22 protein-coding genes are annotated in these 24,834 nt (G+C 60.1%); 4 read left to right on the top strand and 18 right to left on the bottom strand.

The genetic code is table 11. The annotated features are described in order from the left end of the window. Positions 1–2 precede the first annotated feature (2 nt). The 7 genes from AB4P90_RS20150 to minC all read right to left on the bottom strand — a co-directional run bounded on the left by AB4P90_RS20150 (position 3) and on the right by minC (position 6,842). Entirely contained in the window at positions 3–2,168 is a 2,166-nt protein-coding gene (locus tag AB4P90_RS20150) for a mechanosensitive ion channel family protein (protein WP_191949367.1), read from the bottom strand. 72 nt (positions 2,169–2,240) lie between these two features. Next, a complete protein-coding gene (locus AB4P90_RS20145; protein WP_014719301.1) occupies positions 2,241–2,408 on the bottom strand; it encodes a hypothetical protein in 168 nt (55 codons plus the stop codon). Positions 2,409–2,607: 199 nt separating this feature from the next. Next, positions 2,608–3,897 carry a M18 family aminopeptidase gene (locus AB4P90_RS20140; protein ID WP_014719300.1) on the bottom strand — a complete coding sequence of 430 codons (1,290 nt, stop codon included), beginning with the start codon at positions 3,895–3,897 and terminating at the stop codon, positions 2,608–2,610. 195 nt (positions 3,898–4,092) lie between these two features. Next, on the bottom strand, positions 4,093–4,728 hold the full coding sequence (locus tag AB4P90_RS20135; protein WP_003192838.1) for an RluA family pseudouridine synthase: 636 nt from the start codon (positions 4,726–4,728) through the stop codon (positions 4,093–4,095). Positions 4,729–4,834: 106 nt separating this feature from the next. Then, a complete protein-coding gene (minE, locus tag AB4P90_RS20130; protein ID WP_003175252.1) occupies positions 4,835–5,089 on the bottom strand; it encodes a cell division topological specificity factor MinE in 255 nt (84 codons plus the stop codon). A gap of 3 nt (positions 5,090–5,092) precedes the next feature. Further along, the gene (gene minD, locus AB4P90_RS20125; RefSeq protein WP_003192835.1) at positions 5,093–5,905 is read right to left on the bottom strand and encodes a septum site-determining protein MinD; all 813 of its coding nucleotides are present in this window, start codon (positions 5,903–5,905) and stop codon (positions 5,093–5,095) included. A gap of 199 nt (positions 5,906–6,104) precedes the next feature. Further along, complete coding sequence (gene minC, locus AB4P90_RS20120) at positions 6,105–6,842, bottom strand: septum site-determining protein MinC (RefSeq protein WP_014719299.1); 738 nt, start codon at positions 6,840–6,842, stop codon at positions 6,105–6,107. A 119-nt stretch (positions 6,843–6,961) separates the two neighbouring features. Between minC and AB4P90_RS20115 the strand changes: the two genes are divergently transcribed. Next, entirely contained in the window at positions 6,962–7,897 is a 936-nt protein-coding gene (locus AB4P90_RS20115; protein WP_288856114.1) for a lipid A biosynthesis lauroyl acyltransferase, read from the top strand. Positions 7,898–7,927: 30 nt separating this feature from the next. After that, the gene (locus AB4P90_RS20110; protein WP_060767620.1) at positions 7,928–9,076 is read left to right on the top strand and encodes a patatin-like phospholipase family protein; all 1,149 of its coding nucleotides are present in this window, start codon (positions 7,928–7,930) and stop codon (positions 9,074–9,076) included. Between the two features lie 108 nt (positions 9,077–9,184). Here AB4P90_RS20110 and AB4P90_RS20105 read toward each other — a convergent pair whose 3' ends face one another. From AB4P90_RS20105 to AB4P90_RS20065, 9 genes are all read right to left on the bottom strand, one after another. After that, on the bottom strand, positions 9,185–9,970 hold the full coding sequence (locus AB4P90_RS20105; RefSeq protein ID WP_003192827.1) for an outer membrane protein OmpK: 786 nt from the start codon (positions 9,968–9,970) through the stop codon (positions 9,185–9,187). Positions 9,971–9,993: 23 nt separating this feature from the next. Then, complete coding sequence (locus tag AB4P90_RS20100; RefSeq protein ID WP_130175205.1) at positions 9,994–10,362, bottom strand: hypothetical protein; 369 nt, start codon at positions 10,360–10,362, stop codon at positions 9,994–9,996. 44 nt (positions 10,363–10,406) lie between these two features. After that, a complete protein-coding gene (locus AB4P90_RS20095) occupies positions 10,407–11,750 on the bottom strand; it encodes a nucleobase:cation symporter-2 family protein (RefSeq protein ID WP_014719296.1) in 1,344 nt (447 codons plus the stop codon). 195 nt (positions 11,751–11,945) lie between these two features. Beyond that, positions 11,946–13,229, bottom strand: a complete 1,284-nt coding sequence (locus tag AB4P90_RS20090; protein WP_003192825.1) for a urate hydroxylase PuuD — start codon at positions 13,227–13,229, stop codon at positions 11,946–11,948. Positions 13,230–13,280: 51 nt separating this feature from the next. Then, a complete protein-coding gene (locus AB4P90_RS20085; RefSeq protein ID WP_014719295.1) occupies positions 13,281–13,784 on the bottom strand; it encodes an ureidoglycolate lyase in 504 nt (167 codons plus the stop codon). Between the two features lie 135 nt (positions 13,785–13,919). Further along, a complete protein-coding gene (alc, locus tag AB4P90_RS20080; RefSeq protein ID WP_014719294.1) occupies positions 13,920–14,915 on the bottom strand; it encodes an allantoicase in 996 nt (331 codons plus the stop codon). 41 nt (positions 14,916–14,956) lie between these two features. Beyond that, positions 14,957–15,472, bottom strand: a complete 516-nt coding sequence (gene uraD, locus AB4P90_RS20075) for a 2-oxo-4-hydroxy-4-carboxy-5-ureidoimidazoline decarboxylase (RefSeq protein ID WP_014719293.1) — start codon at positions 15,470–15,472, stop codon at positions 14,957–14,959. Then, complete coding sequence (puuE, locus tag AB4P90_RS20070; RefSeq protein WP_014719292.1) at positions 15,469–16,395, bottom strand: allantoinase PuuE; 927 nt, start codon at positions 16,393–16,395, stop codon at positions 15,469–15,471. Before puuE ends, uraD begins: the two co-directional genes overlap by 4 nt. Further along, entirely contained in the window at positions 16,392–16,688 is a 297-nt protein-coding gene (locus AB4P90_RS20065; RefSeq protein WP_395605330.1) for a hypothetical protein, read from the bottom strand. The genes puuE and AB4P90_RS20065 overlap by 4 nt, the downstream gene beginning before the upstream one ends. A 148-nt stretch (positions 16,689–16,836) precedes the next feature. Between AB4P90_RS20065 and uraH the strand changes: the two genes are divergently transcribed. Continuing rightward, positions 16,837–17,190 (top strand): hydroxyisourate hydrolase, encoded by a 354-nt coding sequence (gene uraH, locus AB4P90_RS20060; protein WP_014719291.1) that lies wholly within the window; start codon positions 16,837–16,839, stop codon positions 17,188–17,190. A 148-nt stretch (positions 17,191–17,338) separates the two neighbouring features. After that, positions 17,339–22,624: a dermonecrotic toxin domain-containing protein gene (locus AB4P90_RS20055; protein ID WP_395605329.1), complete on the top strand. Its 5,286-nt coding sequence runs from the start codon at positions 17,339–17,341 to the stop codon at positions 22,622–22,624. On the opposite strand, the gene AB4P90_RS20050 is transcribed toward AB4P90_RS20055, so the two are convergent. Both AB4P90_RS20050 and AB4P90_RS20045 read right to left on the bottom strand, forming a co-directional pair. After that, on the bottom strand, positions 22,608–23,246 hold the full coding sequence (locus AB4P90_RS20050) for a LysE family translocator (protein WP_014719289.1): 639 nt from the start codon (positions 23,244–23,246) through the stop codon (positions 22,608–22,610). The genes AB4P90_RS20055 and AB4P90_RS20050 overlap by 17 nt on opposite strands. A gap of 66 nt (positions 23,247–23,312) precedes the next feature. After that, complete coding sequence (locus AB4P90_RS20045; RefSeq protein ID WP_102667007.1) at positions 23,313–24,659, bottom strand: NCS2 family permease; 1,347 nt, start codon at positions 24,657–24,659, stop codon at positions 23,313–23,315. Between the last annotated feature and the right edge of the window lie 175 nt (positions 24,660–24,834).

Genomic DNA, 24,834 nt, shown 5'->3' with positions numbered 1-24,834 from the left:
GCTTATTGTTGTGGATCTTTCTCCTGCACGCTGCCGGCGGTCAGCACCTGCACGCTCAAGCGCGGTGTCGCCAGGTCAAGCCCGGCTTCATCCAGGTGCCGCTTGAGCGACAGGTTGAATGCCCGCGACACTTCCCACTGCTTGATCGGCGCGGTCTTGAAGCGTGCGCGCAGGATTGCGCTGCCGGACTCGAAACTTTCCACGCCCTGGATCTCCAACGGCGACCAGATATTGCGGCGTTGCAGCGGGTCGTTGCGCATGGCATGGCCGACCTCGCGCATCAGTTTGATCGCGTCGTCGATTTCCATGTTGTAAGGGATCGCCACCCGGAAGATGGCGTAGCCGAACTCGCGGGAGTAGTTCTTGATGCTCTTGATTTCGCTGAACGGGATGGTGTGCACGATGCCGTCGATATCGCGCAGGCGCACGGTACGGATGGTCAGGCCCTCTACGGTACCGAGGTGGCCGCCGACGTCCACGTAGTCGTCGATGGCCAGGGAGTCTTCGATGATGATGAACAACCCGGTGATCAAGTCGGCTACCAGCGATTGCGCACCAAAACCGATGGCGATACCGATCACGCCCGCACCGGCCAGCAGTGGCGTAACGTTCATGCCCATGTTCGCCAGCGCCACGATGGCGGCGATGATGAAGATGGTCACGAACAGCACGTTGCGGATCAGCGGCATCATGGTTTGCGCGCGGGCGTTGGCCAGGCCTTTGCGCGAGCGGGTCAGGGCGTGGTGAATCGCGGTGTCGCTGAGGATCCAGATCAGCCAGGCGAACAACAAGGTCCCACCGAGGCCGAACAGCTTCACGGCTATTTCATGGCCTTCACCTTCGGTAAAGCGAATCATCGACAGGCCCCAGACCCGCAGCCCCAGTTCGATAAATACCAGCCACACCACCAGGTGCACCAGGGTGTAGACAAAGCCTTTGAGGCGTTCGGAGTACAGCGCATGGCGCTTGTGCCCGCGGTGCGGCTTGAGGGCGTGGCGGCGCACCAGGCCGTTGATCACCATGCACAACACCAGCAACACCGTGCACAGCAGCGACTGGCGCAGGGCGGTGCTGGTGTCGCCGGCCGACAGGAAGGTGGCGAACAGTGAGATGCCCACCAGCAGAAGAGCCGGGATGTACCAGAAGGTGCCGATGATCGACAGGGTATCGGTGAGCGCTCGGCGGTTGAGGCGGCGCGACAGCGGTTGGTTGCGGATCAGGTGCGCAATCGGACGGCGGAACCGCAGGATAAACACCCCGGTGGACAACGCCGCCATGACATTGGCCACGGTCGCGGCGGTGTGGGCCAGATGCTGGCCGAGCGCGGCAACCAGGCGCGGGTCGCTCAAGGCTTCACCGAAGGCGGCAAAGCTGCCGATCCACCACAGCGGGCGGAACGCCTGATGGCGCAGGATATACAGGGCGCGGTGGCGGTGCGGGCCGTCGAGTACGGAGAAGGCAATCACGCAGATGGCCGAGAAACAGGTGCCGACCACCAAGGCATAGGCCAGCACCATGGCCAGGGATTTGCCCAGGGAGGAAGGCAGGGCGTAGCTCAGGTACACCGTGATCACCAGCGCGATCAACCAGGGGCCCAGCTTGCGCAGGGCAAAGCGCAGCATGTCCCAAGTGCGCGGGTGCTGCGGCAGCTCTTCGGGCAGGCCGAAACGCTCGCGCACCCGATGGCTGAGCCAGATCAGCGCAGCGGCCAGCAGGCTCCATACGGCCAGGATCACGGCAAAACCGAAGATGATCGGCAGCCATTCGCTGGCCGGCAACATCAGGGCCGCGAGTTCATCCTTGGCCAGGTCGACTTCATTGGACCAGCGCCCCAACGGGCTGTCGGCGCCGGAAAACTGCTGCTCAAAGCCCGACAGCGTACTGCCGATCAACCCGAGTACGCCGAGTTCGGCGGCGGGCTGGGCCTTTTGCGTGGCGGCGCGCAGCTTCTTCAGGTCGCTGAGCAACTGGGTGCGTTGCTGGTCGTTTTCCAGGGTCTTGATCACGTCGTCCAGCGACTGCCCCAAGGGCACTTCGGCCTGGGGTTGGGTCTTGCTGGAGCCGCCCAGCATCCCGGGCAAGCCCACGGCTTGGGCGGGCATCACTGGCAGCAGCGTGAGCAGGGCGATCAGCAGGTAGCAGGGCAGGGCAAACAGACGGGAAAGCACGAGGCGGTCAACCTTGAAAACGACGAATTGACCGAGTGTACGAGGCCGCTATGCCCAATGCGAGCGCATTTGTCACTGCGCCAGTTTGGCGAGGATCTTGTAGAGCACGGTGCCGAGGATCAACAGCATGCCGATCCACATGCCAAACACGCCCAGAGGCTTGTCGCGAAAGTTGAAGCCGACCGCGAGCATGATCATGCCGATCAGGATGGGGATCAGCATGGCGTGGAATGAGGACATTGAGATCATGGCGAGGGGCGGCCTTGTCGGACTGGAAGTTCTGACAAGTCTAGGCCGGATTGGCAGAAGTGCAGTTGATGTGAGTCAGATAGCCTTATATCTGTTTGGAAACCCATCGCGGGCAAGCCCGCTCCCACACTGAAATGCATTCACAGATCAATGTGGGAGCGGGCTTGCCCGCGATGGGCGCGCCTCGGTCTCAGGGTAAGTCGCGGCTGGCGTAGAACGCCCCCAGCACCTTGACCAGATGCGCCAGGTCATGGCTGCCGCACAGCTCGCGGATCGAGTGCATGGCAAAGGTCGGCAAGCCGATGTCCACGGTGCGCACGCCCAGGTGGCTGGCAGTGATGGGGCCGATGGTCGAACCACAGCCCATGTCGCTGCGCACCACGAAGCTCTGCACCGGCACTTCCTGGGCCATGCACAGGTGGCGGAAGAACCCCGCGGTTTCGCTGTTGGTGGCGTAGCGCTGGTTGCTGTTGACCTTGATCACCGGGCCGGCGTTGAGTTTCGGGCCGTGGTTGGCGTCGTGTTTGTCGGCGTAGTTGGGGTGCACGCCGTGGGCGTTGTCTGCCGACACCAGCAGGGATTTCTGAATGGTGCGTACGAATTCTTCACCTTCGGGCAGCAGGCGACGCAGGGTCTGTTCCAGCATCGGGCCATCGGCACCGCAGGCCGAGCAGGAGCCGACTTCTTCGTGGTCGTTGCACACCAGCACGCAGGTTTCATCGGTGTCGCTGGAGAGCAAGGCTTGCAAGCCGGCGTAGCATGACAGCAGGTTGTCCAGGCGTGCACCGGCAATGAAGTCGCCATTGAGGCCGATCACGGCAGCACTTTGGGTGTCGTAGAAACTCAGCTCGTAGTCGAGCACCACATCGGCATTCAACCCATGCTCGCGAGCCAACTGTTCGGTGAGCACGGCGCGAAAGTCCACGCGTTCGTCACCGGCAAACTGCGCCAGGATCGGCGGCAGCTCGGTCTGGGCATTGATCGCCCAGCCCTGGTTGGCTTCACGGTTGAGGTGAATGGCCAGGTTGGGAATGATAGCGATCGGCAGCTTGAAGTCGATCAGTTGGCTCTCGACCTTGCCATCGCGGCGGAAGGTGACACGCCCGGCCAGGGACAGGTCGCGGTCGAACCAGGGCGCCAGCAGCGCGCCGCCGTAGACTTCCACACCCAGTTGCCAGAAGCCGTGGCGTTGCAGTTCCGGCTGGGGCTTGACCCGCAGGCATGGGCTGTCGGTGTGGGCGCCGACCATGCGGATACCGTCCTGCAGCGGCGATTGGCGGCCGAGCTTGAAGGCGATGATCGAGGAATCGTTGCGGGTCACGTAGTAGCGACCGTTGGCCTCGGTGGCCCAGGTGTCGCGCTCGTCGAGACGCTGGTAGCCGGCGGCTTCCAGGCGCTGGGCCAGGGCGGCAGTGGCATGAAAAGGAGTAGGGGAGGCCTTGAGGAAGTCGATCAGGCCTTGATTCAACGCTTCGCGCATAAATAGCTCCAGACAGCAGTGGCGAGAGTTTACCGTATTGGCCAGATATTTGGAGTGAGCGTGCATGGCCGAGAACCACATCAAACCCTGTGGGAGCTGGCTTGCCTGCGATAGCGGTCTTTCTGTGCCAGATGTATTGGCTGGCACGCCGATATCGCAGGCAAGCCAGCTCCCACATTTGAGCGCATCAGCCCTTCAAAAAGGCGCAGGGCACTCGAAGCGCAGGCGCTCGCCGCTTTGCGGATGGGTGAAGCTGAGCATGCTTGCATGCAGGCACAGGCGCGGCCAGGCGGCCAGGGCTTGTTCATGGGCGTACAGACCATCGCCCAGCAACGGATGCCCGATGGACAACATATGCACGCGCAACTGGTGCGAGCGCCCGGTGATGGGTGTCAGCTCTACGCGGCACCAGTCGCCGCAACGCTCCAGGACTTTCCAGAAGGTCAGTGCATGTTTGCCGAACTCATGGTCGACCACATGGCGGGGCTTGGTCGGCGGGTCGTAGCGCAGGGGCAGGTCAATGCTGCCGCTGTCCAGTGCCGGTTGGCCCCAGGCCAGGGCGGTGTAGGCCTTTTCGGTCTCGCGGTCGTGAAACTGGCGGGACAGTTCGCGGTGGGTGTCGGCGTCCCGGGCCAGCAGGATGATCCCCGACGTTTCCCAGTCCAGGCGATGGACGATGCGGGCTTCGGGGTAGCCGTTTTCCTGCAGGCGAGTGATCAGGCAGTCCTTGTTGTCGTCGGCGCGGCCAGGCACCGAGAGCAGCAGGGTCGGCTTGTTCACCACCAGGACAGCGTCGTCCTGATGCAGGATGTGGATATTGGACAGCGGCATTAAACAGCCTCGTAACAAACGCCAACGGCGGCTCCACTGACGGCCCCCTCACCCTGTAGGAGCGAGGGGGCCGTCAGTGGAGCCGCCGTGGCGACCGCCCGTTCGATCAACGATCGGGCAGGGTGATATTGAGTTCCAGAATCGAGCAGCTGCCGTCATTTTCCAGGGCGACATGCACGTCATCGTTGCCGATATTGACGTACTTGCGGATCACCTCGACCAGTTCCTTCTGCAAGGCTGGCAGGTAGTCCGGGGTGCTGCGTTGGCCGCGTTCGTGCGCCACGATGATCTGTAGACGCTCTTTCGCGACCGATGCGGTACTGGGTTTTTTGTTGGCGCGAAAGAAGTCGAGAAATTTCATTGTTTAGTTGCCTCCAAAGATACGCTCGAAGAATCCCTTCTTCTTGACATCGAGGAAGCGGTGTTCCACGGTCTTGCCCAGCAAGCGATCGACGGCATCGCTGTACGCCTGGCCGGCGTCGCTCTGGTCGTCGAGAATCACCGGTACGCCCTGGTTGGATGCCTTCAGCACGGCCTGGGATTCCGGAATCACGCCCAGCAGGGTCACGGCGAGGATTTCCTTCACGTCTTCAACACCGAGCATTTCGCCGTTGTTGACGCGCTCCGGGTTGTAGCGGGTGAGCAGCAGGTGCTCCTTGATCGGGTCCTGGCCTTCTTCGGCGCGCTTGGACTTGCTGGCCAACAGGCCGAGCATGCGGTCCGAGTCACGTACCGAGGAGACTTCCGGGTTGGTCACCACGATGGCTTCGTCGGCGAAGTACATCGCCAGGTGAGCACCGGTTTCGATACCGGCCGGGGAATCGCAGACCACGTATTCGAAGGTTTCCTTGAGCTCGGCGAGGACTTTGCCGACGCCTTCTTTGGTCAGCGCGTCTTTGTCACGGGTCTGGCTGGCAGCCAGCACGTACAGGTTCTCAAGGCGCTTGTCCTTGATCAGGGCCTGTTGCAGGTTGGCTTCGCCGTTCACCACGTTGACGAAGTCATACACCACGCGACGCTCGCAGCCCATGATCAGGTCAAGGTTACGCAGACCGACGTCGAAGTCGACGATGACTGTCTTGTGGCCGCGCAGAGCGAGGCCGGTACCGATAGCGGCGCTGGTGGTGGTCTTACCCACACCACCCTTGCCGGATGTAACCACGAGAATCTTGGCCAAGGTGTTTCACCCCTAAGGAAAAAGGACTTTCGGTCCCTGAAAAACATCTCTTGGAACTCGCCGCAGGCGGACAGCCTTTGCAGGAAAAAGACGGGGTTTCCATGGGGAAACACCAACTTCCAAAAAGTCCTACACAAGTCTTGCCGGTTTCGCTTTGCTATCAGAGTCTAGAGATGCTTGGAAAATGCGGCAGTATCCGTTAAAGACGGATGATGTTCAACACATCGCCCGACAGGTTGACCTGTACCGAAGCGCCCCACAGTGGATCGCGGCGCAAATCTTCGGAAACCTTGTACTGACCCGCGATGGAAACCAGCTCAGCGGTCAACTGCTGGCAAAAAATACGCGCCTTGGTATCACCCTTGATGCCGGCCAGGGCGCGTCCGCGCATCGGGCCGTATACATGGATGTTGCCATCGGCAAGAAGTTCCGCCCCCGGGCTGACCGAGGAGACCACCACAAGGTCGCCGCCTTGGGCGTAAATCTGCTGCCCGCCGCGTACCGGCGAAGTGATGATCTTTGTAGGCCTGATCGCAGGCTCCGGTGGTTTTTCCGGTTTTTTCTTTTCTTCGCCGACCAATGGTTCCAGAGGGCGCTCACGGGCGCCCGATGGTGGCAGTACTGGCAGTTCAATGGCGATGGCGGCGGCAATGTCTTCGATGCGGCTGGCGCGAATCGCCAGGGTGCGCAGGCCATGGGAACGGCATACGCGCATCAGGCCGGGCAAATCAATCACGCCCTGGCCGGCCGGCAGCTTGTCCAGCGCCAGCACCAGCGGGGCGTTGTTGAAAAAGTTTGGCGCCAGGGCGACCTTGGCGGCCAGTTGGCGGTCCAGGGCGTCGAGGTCATTGCGGGCCAGTTCCAGCACGGTAATGGCGAGCATGCTGCCTTTTAGCTGGAACACGGGATCTTGGTCTAGCGGTTCGGTTTGGCTCATGGTCGGCGAAAGCGGCTTGTCACGAAAAGTGTCGAGACTTATAACGAGAACACTCACTCGCCGCAAGCCGAGTCGAACCGTTGTAGAATGCGCGGCCCTTGTCTTTACCGGAATCTGTAATGGATCGCCCGCGTTTTCGAGCTGTATTTCTTCACCCGCGTTTTTGGCTGCTATGGCTGGGGCTCGGCCTGCTGTGGCTGGTCACTCAATTGCCGTATCGGGCGCTGTTGAACATTGGTCGCCTGCTGGGCGCGGGCATGTACCGCGTGGCGGGCGATCGTCGCCGTATTGCGGCGCGCAACCTTGAGCTGTGCTTCCCGGAAAAATCCGCCAAGGAACGTAAACGCCTGCTCAAGGAAAACTTCGCTTCCACCGGCATCGCCTTCTTTGAAATGGCCATGAGCTGGTGGTGGCCCAAGCCGCGCCTGGCGCGCCTGGCCCATGTCGAAGGGTTGGAGCGCCTCACGCAGGCGCAGTTGGACGGCAAGGGCGTGATCCTCATGGCGCTGCACTTCACCACCCTGGAAATCGGCGCGGCGCTGCTGGGGCAGAAGCACACCATTGACGGCATGTACCGCGAACACGGCAACCCGCTGTTCGACTTTATCCAGCGCCGTGGTCGTGAACGCCACAACCTCGATTCCCTGGCCGTGGAGCGTGACGACGTGCGCGGCATGCTCAAGCTGCTGCGCGCCGGCCGGGCCATCTGGTACGCGCCAGACCAGGACTACGGCGCCAAGCAAAGCATCTTCGTGCCGTTGTTTGGCATCCAGGCTGCTACCGTCACCGCCACCAGCAAGTTCGCACGCCTGGGCAAGGCGCTGGTGGTGCCGTTTACCCAGGAGCGCCTGGCTGACGGTAGCGGGTACCGCCTGGTGATCCATGCGCCGCTGACCGACTTCCCGGGTGAAACCGACGAAATCGACTGCCTGCGCATCAACCAGTGGGTCGAAGCCTCGGTACGCGCATGCCCCGAGCAATACCTGTGGACCCACCGCCGCTTCAAGAGCCGACCGCCGGGTGAGCCCAAGTTGTACGAAAAGCGCCGTCGATAAGCCCAACCCTTTCTCACATGGAGTGACGCAATGCGCCCAGCTGAACCGGTCACAGGCTTGATTCTTTCCGGCGGCGGGGCGCGAGCGGCGTATCAGGTGGGGGTGCTGGCGGCGGTTGCCGAATTGCTGCCTGCGGGGGCAGCGAATCCTTTTCCGGTGATCGTCGGCACCTCGGCTGGTGCGATCAATGCGGTGAGCCTGGCCAGCGGCGCCAGTGATTTTTCGGCAGCCATCCAACGGCTGACGGCCTTCTGGCAGGGCTTTCGCAGCCATCAGGTGCTGCGCAGTGACTGGCCGGGGGTGATGCGCCAGGCCAGTCGTTTCCTGATCCATAGCCTGTTGGGCCTGGGTAGCCAGGTGCCGGTGGCGTTGCTCAACAGTTCGCCACTGCGCGACTTGTTACAAGAGCGCTTGAACCTGGACGGCATCGACGAGGCTATCCGCCGCAAGCACTTGCAGGCTGTGGCGGTGACGGCCTTTGGCTATGAGTCCGGGCAAGCGGTGACCTTCTATCAGGGCGGCGGCACCATCGATGCCTGGTTGCGTCATCGGCGCATTGGGGTACCGACCCAACTGACGGTAGAGCACCTGTTGGCAAGCTCCGCAATTCCGCTGTTGTTCGCTCCGATCAAACTTGACGAAGAGTACTTCGGCGATGGCGCAGTGCGGCAGTCCGCGCCCATCAGCCCGGCCTTGCACCTGGGGGCCAGCCGCGTATTGGTTGTCGGTGTGAGCGGCAACCCAAGGGGCAATGAAGCCTCGACGCAACGCACCTACACCGGCCAGCAACCGACCCTGGCGCAAATCGGCGGGCACATGCTCAACAGCACCTTCATTGACAGCCTGGAAAGCGATATCGAACTGCTGGAGCGCTTGAACCAGTTCAGCCGCGTCGTGCCTGCGGATGCGGCGGTGCAGGGCCTGGCGCCGGTAGAGGTGCTGGTGATTGCCCCCAGCCAGCCCATCGATGAGATCGCCGCACGACATCGCCAGGAGTTGCCGGCGGCGTTGCGTGTGTTTTTGCGCGGGCCGGGGGCGACCAAGACCAGCGGGGCAGGAGTGTTGAGCTATCTGTTGTTCGAGGCGGGGTATTGCAGTGAGTTGATCGAACTGGGGCGCAAGGATGCGCTGGCCAAGCGCGAAGAAATCACTCGTTTCCTCGGCCTGACGTCAAACTGAATGTGGGAGCTGGCTTGCCTGCGATAGCGGTATGCCAGCCAACACTGCTGGCACAGACACATCGCGATCGCAGGCAAGCCAGCTCCCACAGGGAACCGCGATCAACCTTTAGAAGTGGTATTTGACCAGGAAGCTTGCTGTGTCCTGGGTTGTCTTGAAGGCGCCGCTGTCTTCAATCCCGTACTTGTTCTTCCAGTAGTCGTATTCAAAACCCACATACAACTGCTTGTCGCCCCAATGCAGCGCCTTGCCCAAGTCGTATTTGACCTGCGGGTTGAAGTGCAGGTTGGCGTGATAAGTGCCGCGGGCGTTCTTGTCGTTATCCACCACCCAGTCCATGAAACCGTCGATCAGCACGTCGGAATTACCCACGGGAATGGTGTACGACCAGACCGGAGTGATCTGCCACACGCCGTCACCCGGGCGATTGCCCTCGGTCTGGCGCTGGTAGAAGTTCAACTGGAAGTAGTCGAAACCGGGGATGTTCAAGTCGAACGCCGGACCCAGCAGGTAGGACTCGTTATCGCCCTCGCCGAACTCATAGGTGAAGGCCAGCAGCACGTCCTTGATCGGGCCGAACGACAGGTCCTTGTCCAGGATCTTGCCGAACGACAAACGCGGGCTGAACTCGCCGTAGTAAGTATTCGGGCCGACATTGCCGTCTTCCTTGCCGTTGTAAAAGATACGGTCGAGGAAGAAGAAGTTGTCGCCGTACTTCCATGCGTCGGCATGTTCGAAGGTGACGGTTTGCTGGATCTGCGGGTTGACGGTAAAGCTCTTGCCCCACAGATAAGTCAGGCTGTTGTTTTGCCATTGCAACAAGTCACCGGCTACGGCCTGGCCACCGGCCAACAGTGATCCAGCCAGCATCAGGCCTTTGAACATAGGTTTCATTCGGTTGCTCCCGAGTTAAAATTTTATGGTTTTTCTTCTACGCAGGCGCTCTGGTGTGGCGCCTTTTGGTTCGCTGCAAAAATCGTCTGTTCGGTCAGCTTTGATGCTTTTAGCAAGAGCTGCGCCAAGGTGTTGAAAAAGCCAAAAAATCCCCGTCGGCTGCAGCGGATGCAGTCGAATTCAGGGGACTTTTGTGCACTTTGGCAGCAAACATCAGGCCGGGATAAGTTGGCCTTGAGGTCAGCTTTTACATTCGCTGTTTTTTTTTGAGTCGATTCGAGCGGGCGCGGAGAATACTGGCTCCCAGGCCTGGGCTCAAGTGCGCTGTAACAGAGCGCGAGGGGCAAGAATGGGGCGCGGCGTGTGGCCGGCCCCATGTCAAGGTTGTGCATGTGGGGGTTCCCTGTTTGTTGTTATTTTTGTACTAACAAAGGAATCAATGCGTATGTGCGACTTCGGGGCGCTCAGCGCCGCCGAGAATGTTGAACAGGATGTTCAGCGACAGCGCGCTGAGGGTGGCCATGGCGATGCCGCTGTGGGTAATCGGGCTCATCCACAACGGCAGTTGTGCGAAGAACTCCGGGCGTACCACGGGGATCAGGCCCATGCCGATGCTCACCGCCACCAGCAACTGGTTACGGCGGTCGGCGATGTCGGCTTCCTGCAGAATCTTGATCCCGGTTGCCGCCACCATCCCGAACATCGCAATCGCCGCGCCGCCGAGTACCGCAGGTGGAATCGATGCCACCAGATAGGCCGCCTTGGGTAACAGGCTGAGCACGATCAAGAACGCGCCGGCCATGAGCGTGACCGAGCGGCAGCGCACGCCGGTCATCTGCACCAGGCCGATATTCTGCGCGAAGGAGGAGTGGGTAAAGGTGTTGAAGAAGCCGGCAAAGAACGACGCGCCGGCATCACACAACAGGCCGCGTCGCAGCATCTTCGGCGTGACCTCCTGGCCGGTGATCTTGCCCAGGGCGAGGAACATGCCGGTGGACTCGACAAAAATGATCACCACTACCAGGCACATCGACAGGATCGGTGCCAACTCGAACGTGGGCATGCCAAAGTGCAACGGCGTCACCACCTGCACCCACGGCGCCTGGGCCAGGCCACTGAGGTCGACCATGCCGATCACACCACACAGGGCGTAACCCAGGCCCATGCCGATCAGCACCGAGATGTTCACCCAGAAGCCGCGCATGAAGCGGTTGATCAGCAAGATAGTGCCCAGCACCAGGGCGGCAATCGCCAGGTAGACCGGCGAGCCAAACGTGGCGGCGGCGCTGCCCCCGCCGGCCCAGTTCACCGCCACGGGAAACAGCGAAAGGCCGATGGCGGTGATCACCGTGCCGGTCACCAGCGGCGGGAAAAAGCGCACTACCTTGGACATGAACGGTGCGATAAGCATGCCGAAGAACCCGGCGGCGATGGTCGCGCCGAAGATGCCCTGCAAACCGATGCCGGGCATGCCGGCCATGGCGACCATGCTGCCCACGGCGGCAAAACTGGCGCCCATCATCACCGGCATGCGGATGCCCATGGGGCCGATGCCGAACGACTGCACCATGGTGGCGATACCAGCCACCAGCAGGTCGGCGTTGATCAGAAAGGCGATTTCTTCACGGCTCAAGCCGGCGGCCTGGCCAATGATCAGGGGCACGGCGACGGCACCGCCGTACATCAGCAAGACGTGTTGCAGGCCTACCAGGATCAATTGCAAGAGGGGCAGCCGCACCATGGCGGGCGCGGCAGGAGTCTGCGTTTCTAACTGGGACATGCAACACCTCGAATCTTTTTATTTTTGTGTTGTTTGGCATTCAATTGCCGGATGAAACTTAATCTTCAAACCATCACTGATCTCCCTTGTGGGAGCTGGCTTGCCTGCGATGGCGGTGTGTCAGTCACCGAAAATGTTGGTGATCTGCCGCTATCGCAGGCAAGCCAGCTCCCACATTGGTCCTGTGTGAAACAGTCAGTTGGTGCGGGCCCCCTGATTGATCCAGGTGCCAATCAAATCCCTTTCCTGCTGGGTCATCTGGGTAATGTTGCCCAGCGGCATGATCTGGCTGGCCACGGCCTGCGCTTGAATGCGCGCCGCCTGCTGCTGGATCTGTGCCGGTGTGTCGAACATCACCCCAGCCGGAGCGGTGCTGAACAGCGGGCTGGTGGGCTTGGCCGAATGGCACACGGTGCAGCGTTGCTCGATCACGTGGTGCACCTGACCGAAGTCCGTGGTGGCCTGGGCTGGTGCCGGTTCAGCGGCGGGTGCGGCAGGCGCGGCGGGTTTCAAGCCACCGCCCAAGGCGGTTTCCGGCAGCGGCTGATACTCAATCGCCGCCGGTGCCTTGGCAATCGGTTCAGCCGGCTTGGGCCCGGTCACGTAGGCCAGGCTGATCATTGCCAACGCGCCCACCGGCAAGGTCCACGCATACTTCTGGCTGTCATGCCGGGTGTTGAAGTAATGGCGCACCAACACTGCTGCCACCGCGATCCCGGCCAGGATCAGCCAGTTGTATTGGCTGCCATAGGTGCTCGGGAAGTGGTTGCTGATCATGATGAACAGCACCGGCAAGGTGAAGTAGTTGTTATGCCGTGAGCGCAGCAAACCCTTGGCCGGCAGCGCCGGGTCCGGTGTGCGGTTCTCGGCGATGGCCGCCACCAGCGCACGCTGGGCGGGCATGATGATGCGGAACACGTTACCGACCATGATCGTGCCGATCACCGCGCCCACATGCAGGTAGGCGCCACGGCCGCTGAACACCTTGCTGAAGCCGTAGGCCGCCGCAATCAACAGCACAAACAGGATCAAGCCGAGCAGGGCAGGGCGTTTGCCCAGGGCCGAATCGCACAGGAAGGAGTAGATAAACCAGCCGGCGAACAGTGAACCGATACCCAGCAATACGCCTTCGGTGCCGCTGAGGCTGCTGCCGGGGGCGAGCAAGTACAGCGTCGGGTTGAGGTAGAACACCACGCACAGCAGCGCGACGCCTGACATCCAGGTGAAATAGGCTTCCCATTTGAACCAGTGCAGGTTGTCCGGCATGGTCGGCGGGGCCAGTTTGTATTTTTCCAGGTGGTAGATACCGCCACCGTGGATCGCCCACAAGTCACCGGCCAGGCCGTTCTTGGGGTTGACGCGATTAAGGTTGTTTTCCAGCCAGACGAAGTAGAAAGAAGCGCCGATCCAGGCGACGCCAGTGATCATGTGAACCCAGCGCACGCTCAGGTTCAGCCATTCCAACAGATGTGCTTCCACAGTCTTTACCTCTCGCCTGTCACCCTTGTTGTCGGGTGATCAGACCTTCTCTTATTGGTGGGGGGCGAGGATCAAACGCTCATCCTCTTTGAAAAAATGCTCATCGCAGTTATTGCCTGTGCCACTGCGATCAACCACCAGGAAGTCATCCCGCTTTTCGATCGTCAGCACCGGGTGGTGCCAGACGCCGCGATGGTAATTAATGCCCTGCCTGCCGTTGGTGACGAAGGCGCGGACCAAGCCCGATACAGGTTCATCGCCAAGTGGCGCGACCACGATCAGAAAGGGGTTGCCGAGCAGCGGAATGAAAGCCTGGCTGCCCAGCGGGTGTCTCTCCAGCATGCACACGGTCAGCGGCATGTCCTGCGCGTCGGCGCGGAAGATGCTGATGATGGCGTGGTCTTCCGGCTTCGCGGTGTCGACCGTGGCCAGTTTGTGAAAGCGCATGGTCGACCCGTTGTTGATCATGAAGTGATCGCTGCCATCGGTTTCGATAACGTCTCCGAAAGGGGCGAAGGCTTCTTTGGTCAGGGGTTCGATCATCAGTGTGCGCATGGCTGTCTTCTTATCTTGTCTATAGATCGTTCCCACGCTCTGCGTGGGAACGCTGCCCTGGACGCTCTGCGTCCGCTGTGTGACGCGGAGCGTCACGGGATGCGTCCCCACGCAGAGCGTGGGGACGATCGGGTGTTATTTCGAGACTTTGCCCAGGACACGCAGGCGACTCACACCACCATCCGGGAACACATTCAGGCGGATGTGGGTAATCGGCCCCAGCGCCTTGATCTGCTCGGCGAAGGTGTGTTCGGCGTGCATTTCCAGCTTCTGCGCCGGCAGCAGTTCGCGCCAGAACAGCGACTGGGTTTCGATCTGGCTGTCGGTGCCGCCTTTCACGAAAGCGCCCTGGATCGAGCAGGTATCCGGGTAGTTGCCCTTGAAGTGCAGGGTGTCGACCACGATTTTCTCGATCTCGCCCGGGTGGCCCAAGGCGACGATCACCCAGTCATTGCCCGGTGTACGACGACGCGCGGTTTCCCAGCCATCGCCCATGTTGATGCCGCGGCCCGGGTTGAGGATGTTGCTCATGCGGCCGAAGTGTTCGTCGGAACAGGCCAGGGCACGACCGCCATTGAGCGCGGCAGCCAGGTCGACCTGTTCGTTGTCGCCCACCGAAGACCAGTCACGGAACGGCACGCCGTACACACGCAGACGGGCCACGCCGCCATCCGGGTAGATGTTGAAGCGCAGGTGGCTGAACGCCTGGTCGTTGTTGATCTCGTGGTAGTGGTGGCTGTTGCCTTGCAGCTCGACGGCTGACAGCACTTCCACCCACTGAGTGTTGGCATCCGGCTCGCCCGAGGCCAGGAAGCAGGCTTCCAGGGAGGCCGACGGCGGGAAGTTGCCGGTGAAGAATGAAGTGTCGATGTCCACGCCTTTGATCGAACCCGGCACGCCCAGGCGGATCACTGCACTGTCGTAGCCTTCGAAGCGCTTGCGGCGTGACTCCCAGCCGTCCATCCACTTGCCGTTGTCATCGAAAACGCCCTCCTTCCACACGGCCGGGGTCGGCTGGAACAGGCGGTTGGCGTCAGCGAACCAGTCATCGGTCACCGAGATGATCTTGGTGCCCAGGCGGGCGTCGGCCAGGTTGACGAACTTTTCGAAAGGTACGGCGTAAGCTTTCATTCTTCTTGTCTGCCTTAGATAGAGTGGCTGGGGATGGACTGCTAGAGGGTCAGTAAACGGAACAACGCGATCTTGTTGATCTCGTCCAGCGCGCACTTGAACTCGGTGTCTGCCGAATTGTGGATGCGCGTTTCGAACGCGGCGAGGATCTGATGCCGGTTGCTGCCTTTTACCGCCATGATGAAGGGAAACTTGAACTTGGCTTTGTAGGCCTCATTCAGCTCGGTGAAGCGAGAAAACTCTTCGGCCGTGCATTGGTGAATACCCGCGCCCGCTTGTTCATCGGTGCTGGCTTGGGTCAGTTGGCCCTGGACGGCAGCTTTTCCGGCCAGGTCCGGGTGAGCATTGATCAGCGCCAGTTGCGAGGCGTGATCAGCACTCAACAGGATATCGCTCATGCGCTGGTGCAGGGTTTCGATCTGGTCGATCGACGCGTCCTGGCCCAGGTCGAAGGCCTTTTCGGCCACCCATGGCGAGTGTTCGTAGATATCGGCAAAGGCCTGGACGAAGGCGTCGCGGCTCAAGGTCGAAGGTTTCAGGGTCTGGAACGCAGTCATTTCGCCGCTCCCGGGAAAGGGTGGGTTTGGTGCCAGTGACGGGCGATGTCCACGCGGCGGGTGAACCACACCTGGTCATGGCCTTTGACGTATTCAATGAAGCGCTTGAGCGAGGCCAGGCGTGCCGGGCGGCCGATCAGGCGGCAATGCAGGCCGATGGACAGCATCTTTGGCGCTTCGGCACCTTCGGCATACAGCACGTCGAAGGCGTCCTTGAGGTATTCGAAAAAGTCGTCGCCCTTGTTGAAGCCCTGCACCTGGGTGAAGCGCATGTCGTTGGTGTCCAGGGTATAGGGGATCACCAAGTGCGGCTTGCCGTTGGGGGTGTTGGGTTCCCAGTAGGGCAGGTCGTCGTCGTAGGTGTCGCAGTCGTACAGAAAGCCACCTTCCTCCATCACCAGGCGACGGGTGTTGGGGCCGGTGCGGCCGGTGTACCAGCCCAGTGGGCGTTCACCGGTGAGTTCGGTGAGGATGCGGATGGCTTCGAGCATGTGCTCGCGCTCCTGAGCCTCGTCCATGTACTGGTAGTCGATCCAGCGGTAGCCGTGGCTGCAAATCTCGTGGCCGGCGGCGACCATGGCGCGGATCACGTCCGGATGGCGCTGGGCGGCCATGGCCACGGCGAAGATGGTCAGCGGGATGTCGAACTCTTTGAACAACTTGAGGATGCGCCACACACCGGCACGGCTGCCGTACTCATACAGCGACTCCATGCTCATGTTGCGCTCGCCTTGCAGCGGTTGGGCCGAGACCATTTCCGAAAGGAAGGCTTCGGACTCTTTGTCGCCATGCAGGATATTGCGCTCGCCGCCTTCTTCGTAGTTGAGTACGAACGACAGCGCAATGCGTGCCTTGCCCGGCCAGTGGGGGTGAGGAGGGTTACTGCCGTAACCGATCAGGTCGCGTGGGTAGTCAGCGCTCACTGCAGTCTTCCTTCTTGTTCGTGGTAGCAGGTGTGTGTGGCGTCCGGGCAGTGGAATGACTGAGTGGCGTCACAGCGATGATTGATTGTATACAACTTATCGCGAACTTTGTAAGCCTGCATTTCTGCATTTTTTCTGAACGGGCTCTCTACGGGTCTCTGCAAGAAACTTGCCTGAATGGTCAGATTAAAATGAAAAAGCCCACTGTAGGAGCGAGCTTGCTCGCGAAAAACCCGAGCGCGCCACTTTTCATCCTGAAAGCCCGCGTCATCGTTGACGTTTTTCGCGAGCAAGCTCGCTCCTACAGGGGATTGGAAGGCTGTGGAATTTATTGTGTACAATTTTTATAAAAAGTGTCTTAATCAGTCATCGCCGGCTTTTTCAACGCTCTGAAAAGGTGCGGGTTTCTCAATCACTGACTTCCGGAGGCGCATAGAAGCCATGGGACGTTTGACCACACACGTTTTGGACGCTGCACACGGCTGCCCTGGCAGCGCAATCAAGGTTGAGCTCTACCGTGTCGAAGGCACGCAGCTTGAGCTCGTCGCTACCGCCACTACCAACGGAGACGGTCGTTGCGACGCGCCGCTGCTGCAAGGCGACGACTACCGCAGCGGCGTGTACCAACTGCAGTTCAGCGCCGGTGATTACTACCGTGCCCGCGGTGTGCAATTGCCTGAACCTGCCTTCCTCGACGTGGTGGTGTTGCGCTTTGGTATCAGTGCCGAGCAAGACCACTACCACGTGCCTCTGCTGATTTCGCCTTACAGCTACTCCACTTATCGCGGTAGCTGAGTCGTCACCTCGCTTCACACCCCCAAATGCTCTTCGTTGGTTTCGCCCGCGCACACTGCGGGCTTTTTTTCGCTCAACTATCTAGCCCCTCTTGCTCATTGATGGGCCCTAGGCTGGTTTTTCCTCAGTGCATAGAGAAGAAAACACCATGACCTTGCCCCCTGATCAGCTCGGCGTTACAGCGCCCTCCAGTGACCCTGACGACACCCTTGAGGAGGACGCGCCGCCCTTTTTCGTCGATGCCGATTTACAGGCCCTACGCACTCCGTTGCGAGAACGGATCAACGCCTATCCCCATCCCAGCCGCCTGATCAATCAGATCGGGCTGGCCGACGCGAGATGCCGCGAGTCGACACGGGCGCTCACACGCCTGATAGGGCGCTCACCCAGGATCTTGAAGGTGATCCGCGCCCAGTTGCAGAAGGCGTTCGAGATTGACCCGGACAGTCTGCTCTTCACCGAACCCATGCCTCCGCGTTTACCGCAGAAAGTCGACACCTTGACTGATCGTGCGTTGTTGCTGCTGGTCCGCCCTTCGGTGCCTTTCAATATCAATCAATACACCCTCCTCAGCGTCAAGGGCGCGCCTGACCGTCGGTTGCCCTATACACCGCTGGAAGCGCTGCGGCGGGTTATCGCGTTGGGGCTGTTTGAGCGGTTGGGTCGCGCAGCCAATCAATATTGGGACGCGCTGGAGTACGGCTCCTGGCTCACACGCCGGGAGCGTTGGATCGAGCTGCACCAGGCGCTTTTTGCTGACCGGGCCTTTATTGCCAGGCAACTGAACGAGCTATCACGGGCTGGATTGGCCATGGTTCAGGCCGTGATCGATGCACCAACCGCTGAAGCACGCCTGCGTGCGGGCGGACAGTGGGCCGATGTGCGAGTAGGCCCGTTGATGTGGCCGGGTAACCCTGCGGTGGCTATTGCGGGCGCGTTGCATTTCTATCGTGAGGGCGATCCCGATGATGTGCCTCATGTTGTCTATTTACCGGGTGTGGCTCGCAATTTTTACGAGTACCCGTCTTTCGTCGCCCTGGCGTGCGGCGTGCAGGCGCTGGGCAGGTCTCGTCTACACGAGCTCTGGCAATGTTTGCCATTAAGTCGTCGCTCTGTGTTGCATCCACCTGCAACGTTCTCCTCGGTATCCACTGTCTCTCGAGGCGTGGAGCTTATGGAGGATGCGCTGGCGTCAAGCGCGCAGGCGTTGTTGGAAGGGCAATGGGCCAATGAATTAGCGTGTACGGTAAAAAGCAACCACGCCCATGTGTTTGCCGCCGGAACGTCACAGCCTCTGGAGTCAGCAGTTGTTCTCGCACGAGTGGAGCGTAACCGGCAGCAGTTAATCGGCGGGGCCCGACTTGGCCCGCTTCGAGAGCAGTTGCTCAAATGGGACCAGCAACGACGACACGCCGAAATAATCTTTGGCAGCACTGCGCCAGGCTTGGCCGAATACACCGTAGAACACCGGATCAAACGCTACGAAAAAGGGCTGGTTGCGTTGCTCGATCCCGATGATTTGAGTAACGATACGCCCGCATACCAGGCATTTGTATCGCTGGTATCCCAGCTCAACGCCCATGCCCAAACGATGGACAGGTGGGTGCAGGATGCCCAGCAACGGCTGTTCGAGGTGGCATTTTGGGCTGAGCGCCCTGGTGGAAAGGGTACGCTCAGGCGCGGCACGTTGTTTCTTGACGCCCAGACTGAGGCGCTACGCTGTGAGGTGCAATTGCAGCATCGACTCAAGTTGATAAGCACCGCGCATCGGGACCTGATCATCGAAGTGCTCGATCAGCCTTTGCCGTCAAAACGTCCAGACAGTCAAACCCGAGTGCTGTCAATTGCGATTGGCAATGACCCGGATGCCTTCTATCCGCTCCATAACATGTGGGTGGTGACTACGGCGGCGGCGGTACGGGTGCCGCGGCGCCAGCATGCGGTAGTCCTGTGCGGTTTCGGAGCGGAAGGTGGGGTGCAGGGGTTTTTCGGACTGGACGCCCTGACCCGAAGTATCAAAGCCAGCCTTGAGAGTTGGGACCGCAGCGCGCTGTGGGACTATGTCGAGCACGACAAGCGTAACGACTTGCGCTCACACGCGGCGCGTGGAACGCTGGCTGTGCGCTACGTACCGATTAATGGCAAGCCCGCACTGGCTGCGATCAAGACATTGCTTGGGTGCTATCAGCGCCTGCACAACAGCACAGAAGACATCACGCGCATATTCAACGGCGTGAAAGATGCGCAAATAAGTCGCGCCCTGCTGCTGGCAGAACTGCAAGAGCAGCTCAAGGCACCTGTCAGTGACGCCCAGAGCCGCGCCCAGGCCAATGTCGAGTTGTTGCGCAAAACCGCACTGCAAGCGAAGAAACTGCCAGCTTGGCTGGAGCACGCATCCCGTTACCAGCGTAAGAAGTTCAGGCGATCGCAGCGCTTTTACCTGAGCAGTACTTTTGCATTCAAGACAAGGCTTGAAGACCAGTTGCCCGGTCTGGAAACCTTCGCTCGCCGTGCCCTGATCGATCGCTTGCGGTTGGACGGCATACCTGCGCAGTTTGATATCGACCAGCCCTTCATTGATATGCCCGATGATGTTCAAGGCAGTTATTGTGGATGGACAAGCGGTTGTGCCATTGGCGACCGCGCCATAAAACTTACCCCGACCCTGAAGCGCACCACCTACAGCCTGTTACAACTGGCGCAGCATAACCTGGACCCACTGGCGCCCTGGACGCAGTGGCGACTCAATCGCGCCCGCTATTTGCAACCTGAATGGAAAAATCAACTGAATGCCGCTTACTTGATCCGTACGATTTCCTCGCTGGATGTCGGCGGTCAGTACGACGCGTTGATCAACCAGGTTTTTTACCCGCCTGGCGATACCCTCCACACGCTCAGCAAAGGGCGCATTCCCGAGTTACTGAACCGGACGTTGCTTGCCGGCACTGAGCAACATCTGTTGTTGGCCACGCAACAAGGCTTGACGGCAACCGCGCAAAGTATCTTCACCACGGCGATGGCCGCACGAACGCCGCAAGACTTGTTGAAAAACCAACATGAGCTGCAACTGCATGTGCTTCATTTAGTGGGCCACACGATGCAGCATGACCGCTATATCGCGGGCCTGGTGATCGTGCGAGACCTGCGGTCGGGGCATTGCGTGATCTATTGGCCGAATGCTTCGCCCGCGTTGGTTCTCACCGAGTACTGCAGTTTGCAACAAGCCCAGGATGCATTGAACCGCCTTGGCGCACGGCCTGAAAACACCCAGATGCTGGCGAGGCAGATCGCACCCGGCTGGGCATTTCAGGCAATTACCCATCACCCGGTCAGGGTCGATAGGCTCGGTGCTGCCGTCAGTTACCTGGACGCTATACCTGCGTTTGCCATGGTCAAAGGGATATGGCAAGCGGTTGAGTTTGTTCGCTCCTTCGGTATCAAGCACTTGGAGCCGACGGTGCTGCCGGATGAGGTTGAGCAGGTAATCCTTGAGCAGATTGCCAGTGAACCTGAGGCTTGGCTGGCAATTGTCCCCACGTCCCACAGTGATGCCCAGGCATTGCTTTACGACGCCCCGGTGCTGGAGTTGAAACGTCAGACCCAGGCAGCCAGCCATTCCGGCAAAGCGCTGGATGAGTATCGCACCCGTCGGCTGGGCGAGCAGGGCGAGACACGCAGGCGCCGGTTGATCGCTTTTTTCTCTCCGTTATTCGGGATGTTCAATGATGCCTACGAGTTGCTGCTTGTGGCGCGGCGCTTTCATCGCTATGGGGACCCTCATGATGCCGTTGACGTGGGTTTTATGAGTGCGTTTATGGCGGCTGACCTGCTGACAAACTTTATACCGGGGCCCAAGGGGCGCGGCAGTGCTGTGGCCAAGGTGACGCGTCCTGCGCCGAGGGCTTTACTGGCACGCATACACCGCATGCGCATGGCCGTGCGCGGTAGCCTTGCGCGCGTGAAGGTGCCCGTTGTAACTCAGCTCAAGGTGTTCGACCGGTTCAAAATCAAGGCGATTGCTGACGACGCCGTGGCGCTGAAAGGCCCGGGCAAAAAGGGAATCCATGTCAAAAAGGGTGAGCTGTTTCTGACAGACGATACGCACCATTACCCGATTTACCAGCGCGAAAACGAACAGGTATTTCGACTCAAAAATACCCGGCAGCCGGGCGAAGACGAGTTGATCTTGCACATCGATCAGCCCGGTGAACGCTTGTTGGGCTCGGGCGACCCTCAACCGGGGCCCAGCTCGGGGGTGCTCAACCCCTGGCGCGTAGAAGTAGAGGCGCTACGGGATTGGTTCCCACCGACTGTGCGTTCTGCTACACAAAGCACCATTGTCCAGTCCTCAACGGTCGCCACCCACTGGTTCGATTGGCGTATCCGAGCCCAGGCCATTGAGCTGTCGGACTCATCGATACCTGGCGTTTTACGTGTGCAATCGACTCCTCAAGGAGCCTTCTACAATGCCATCTATATCGGCGCGAGGTATGACACACCGAGCGCTGGATCGGGAATCGGATATTACAGGCTACTGGACACGGGGGATCAGGCGCCATTGACCGACATTGCGTTTATTACCAGGGATACGCAGCAGGTTTCATTGGCTCGCACTGATATTGAGCGCTGGACAAGTACGGCAATCAACGATCAGCCCATTCCGGTATCACGCACTTCGGCGGGCGAGTGGCAGCTGCATGCGCCGCTGTTCGACAGGCCACTGGAGCGCTATGTGGGCAGTGCTTTTCCCACCCTCACAAATACAAGCCAAGCGCTGGCAGTCGCCAGGCTGATTGAGTTATCGGGGCCGCCACAACTGGCAACGGCCAGTCATTTACTGAATATTCGCGCCACGCTCGACAAGTGGTTGCTTGCTGTAAATGGCCGTGTTGGCCAGACGGATGATTTGCTACAGATGTTGCGGCCCAATGAGCGGCGCAAAGAAATGGTGTACATCGGGTACGATGGCAAGGCGCCAGGCTTCACGCGTGTTGACTTCACGCCGCCTCACCCGTTGGATCCGCGCCTTCAATTTGGTGTCACACCGGTCAGGACGCAGCGGCTCGAGGCAGAGCGCTCTGCCGTCAGAACCGTGCTGGAGCAGCAGGGCTTCGCCGTCCAGGATTTGTCTTTGCGGCGGCAGGGGACAACCGCTGGAGAATTCAGCCACGAATCAGTTGTGACGCATCGCCATTCGAACAAAATTTACTATGTCGCCTATCAATGGCTTGAGACGGGGCGAATGACATTGAGAACCAAGCTGACGGACAAGTGGATTCGGTTCGCAATTAAATTACACCCCGACTCTCTTCTATTGAAAGCGGTCGACAGCGCGCTGCAAGAACAGCGCTTGGTGCGGATCGTGGCGGGTATCCAATGGGCGACGAAGGGCAATCTGAACCCCAGCGTCTACTTCGTCAAATTGGCCCCCTAGCGTTGACGAGTGCCGCTGCTGCGGCGCCACCAAACAGTGCGGCACTGATCCGATTGAACCAGCTCTGGCCCGAGCCGCTGCGCAAATAGCGCGCAGCGCCATGGGCGCCCAAGCCGTAAGCCAACTTGCACAGCAGATCAAGCAGCGTCCAGGTGACGATCATGACCAGCAACTGCGGCAGGAACGGTTGCTGGCTGCTGAGAAATTGTGGCAGGAAGGCAGCGAAAAACAGGATGTCCTTGGGGTTGCTGGCGCCCAGTACAAAAGCCCGGCCAAACAATGCACGAAAGCGTGGTACTGGCGCAGCGTGCGGAACTTCAGCGCCCGCATTCGGCAGGCGCGATTGCTGCCAGCTCTGCCACGCCAGGTAGAACAGGTAGAGTGCGCCGACAATTTTGAGCGCGCTGAACAGTTGTTCGGACGCTAGCAGCAGCGCGCCCAGGCCCAGGGCCGAGGCGCTCAACAGGCAGATCGAGGCAAACACACCACCGAGAAACGCCGGGTACGAGCGGCGCAGGCCATAGTTAAGGCTGTTGCTGATCATCAGCAATGAGAGCGGGCCGGGGATCAGGATCACCACCAGCGCAGCGCCGCTGAACAGCAGCCAGGTTTCCAAGGTCATTTACATTCCTCCCTTTCATGCAAAAGCCTCACCCGAAGGTGAGGCGGTTTTTCAGCCCTTCCTGAACTACAGAAAGATGAACTTGGCGATAAAGATCGCGCACAGCACCCAAAGGCTGATGGAAATCTCGCGGTACTTGCCGGTGCCGGCTTTCAACGCCACGTAAGTGATAAAACCCAGGGCGATTCCGTCGGCGACCGAAAACGTCAGCGGCATCATGATCGCGGTGACGATCGCCGGAATGCTGTCGGTGGCTTCATCCCAGTTGATATGGGCCATGCTCGCCATCATCAGCATCGCAACGTAAATCAACGCGCCCGCGGTGGCGTAGGCGGGAATCATGCCGGCCAGCGGCGCAAAAAACATCGCCGCCACGAACAATATGCCCACGGTCACCGCGGTCAAACCCGTACGGCCGCCAGCAGCCACACCGGCGGCACTTTCTACATAGCTGGTCACCGGCGGTACACCGACCATGGCGCCGAACACGCTGGACGCACTGTCAGCCTTCAAGGCGCGAGACAGGTTGTCGATCTTGCCGTCTGCCTTGACTAGCCCGGCGCGTTGGGCAACGCCCATCAGTGTACCGGCAGTGTCGAACATGTGTACAAAAAGAAAGGCAAATACCACGCTGATCATGCTCACATTGAACACACCCATCACGTCCATGGCCATCCAGGTCGGTGCCAGGCTCGGTGGGGTGGCGAGAATGCCGTTGTAGTGCACCAGGCCCAGGCCCCAGCCGGCCAGGGTCACGGCGATGATGCTGATGAGAATTGCGCCGAATACGCGGTGATAACTGAGGATAGCAATCAGCAGGAAGCACACCGCCGCCAGCAACGGCGCGGGCTCATGCAGGGAGCCGAGCTTGATCAGCGTAGCCGGGCTGTCGACAATGATGCCGGCGGTTTTCAGGCCGATCACCCCCAGGAACAAACCCACGCCGGCGCCCATGGCATGGCGCAGGCTGACCGGAATACTGTTGAGCAGCCATTCGCGGATGCGCGACAGCGTCAGGATCATGAACAGCACGCCGGAAATAAACACCGCGCCGAGGGCGGTTTCCCAGGTGTAACCCATGGTGCCGACCACGGTGTAGGTGAAAAACGCGTTCAAGCCCATGCCCGGTGCCAGGCCCACTGGCCAGTTGGCGTACAGGCCCATCAGCAGGCAACCCAGCGCCGCGGCGATGCAGGTGGCGACGAAAGCCGCGCCGTGATCGATACCGGCATCGGCCATGATGTTGGGGTTGACGAAGATGATGTAGGCCATGGTGATAAAGGTGGTGAGGCCGGCGATCAGCTCGGTCTTCACTGTGGTGCCATGCAAGCGCAGTTTGAACAGGCGTTCCAGCCAACCGCCTCGGGGCGCGGCCAGGTCCAACGTAGGGGCTTCGGTTTTGCGGCTATCCACAGCGAGTACTCCTCAATCGTTTTATTGTTATGTCCAGCGCCGGTCACATGAGTGGGCAACAGCGCTTTGAGGTACCGGCGGGTTTGTTGACCAAAAGGTCAGGAACTCGCACGAAGCGAATTATGCTTTTGTATACAAATAAAGCAAATAATGTTTTCGATTGTCTCGGCGAAAA

This window comes from Pseudomonas sp. B16120 (assembly GCF_044218845.1).
GTDB classification, from domain to species: Bacteria; Pseudomonadota; Gammaproteobacteria; order Pseudomonadales; family Pseudomonadaceae; genus Aquipseudomonas; species Aquipseudomonas paracarnis.
This window is presented reverse-complemented; position numbering and strand designations above follow the sequence as displayed.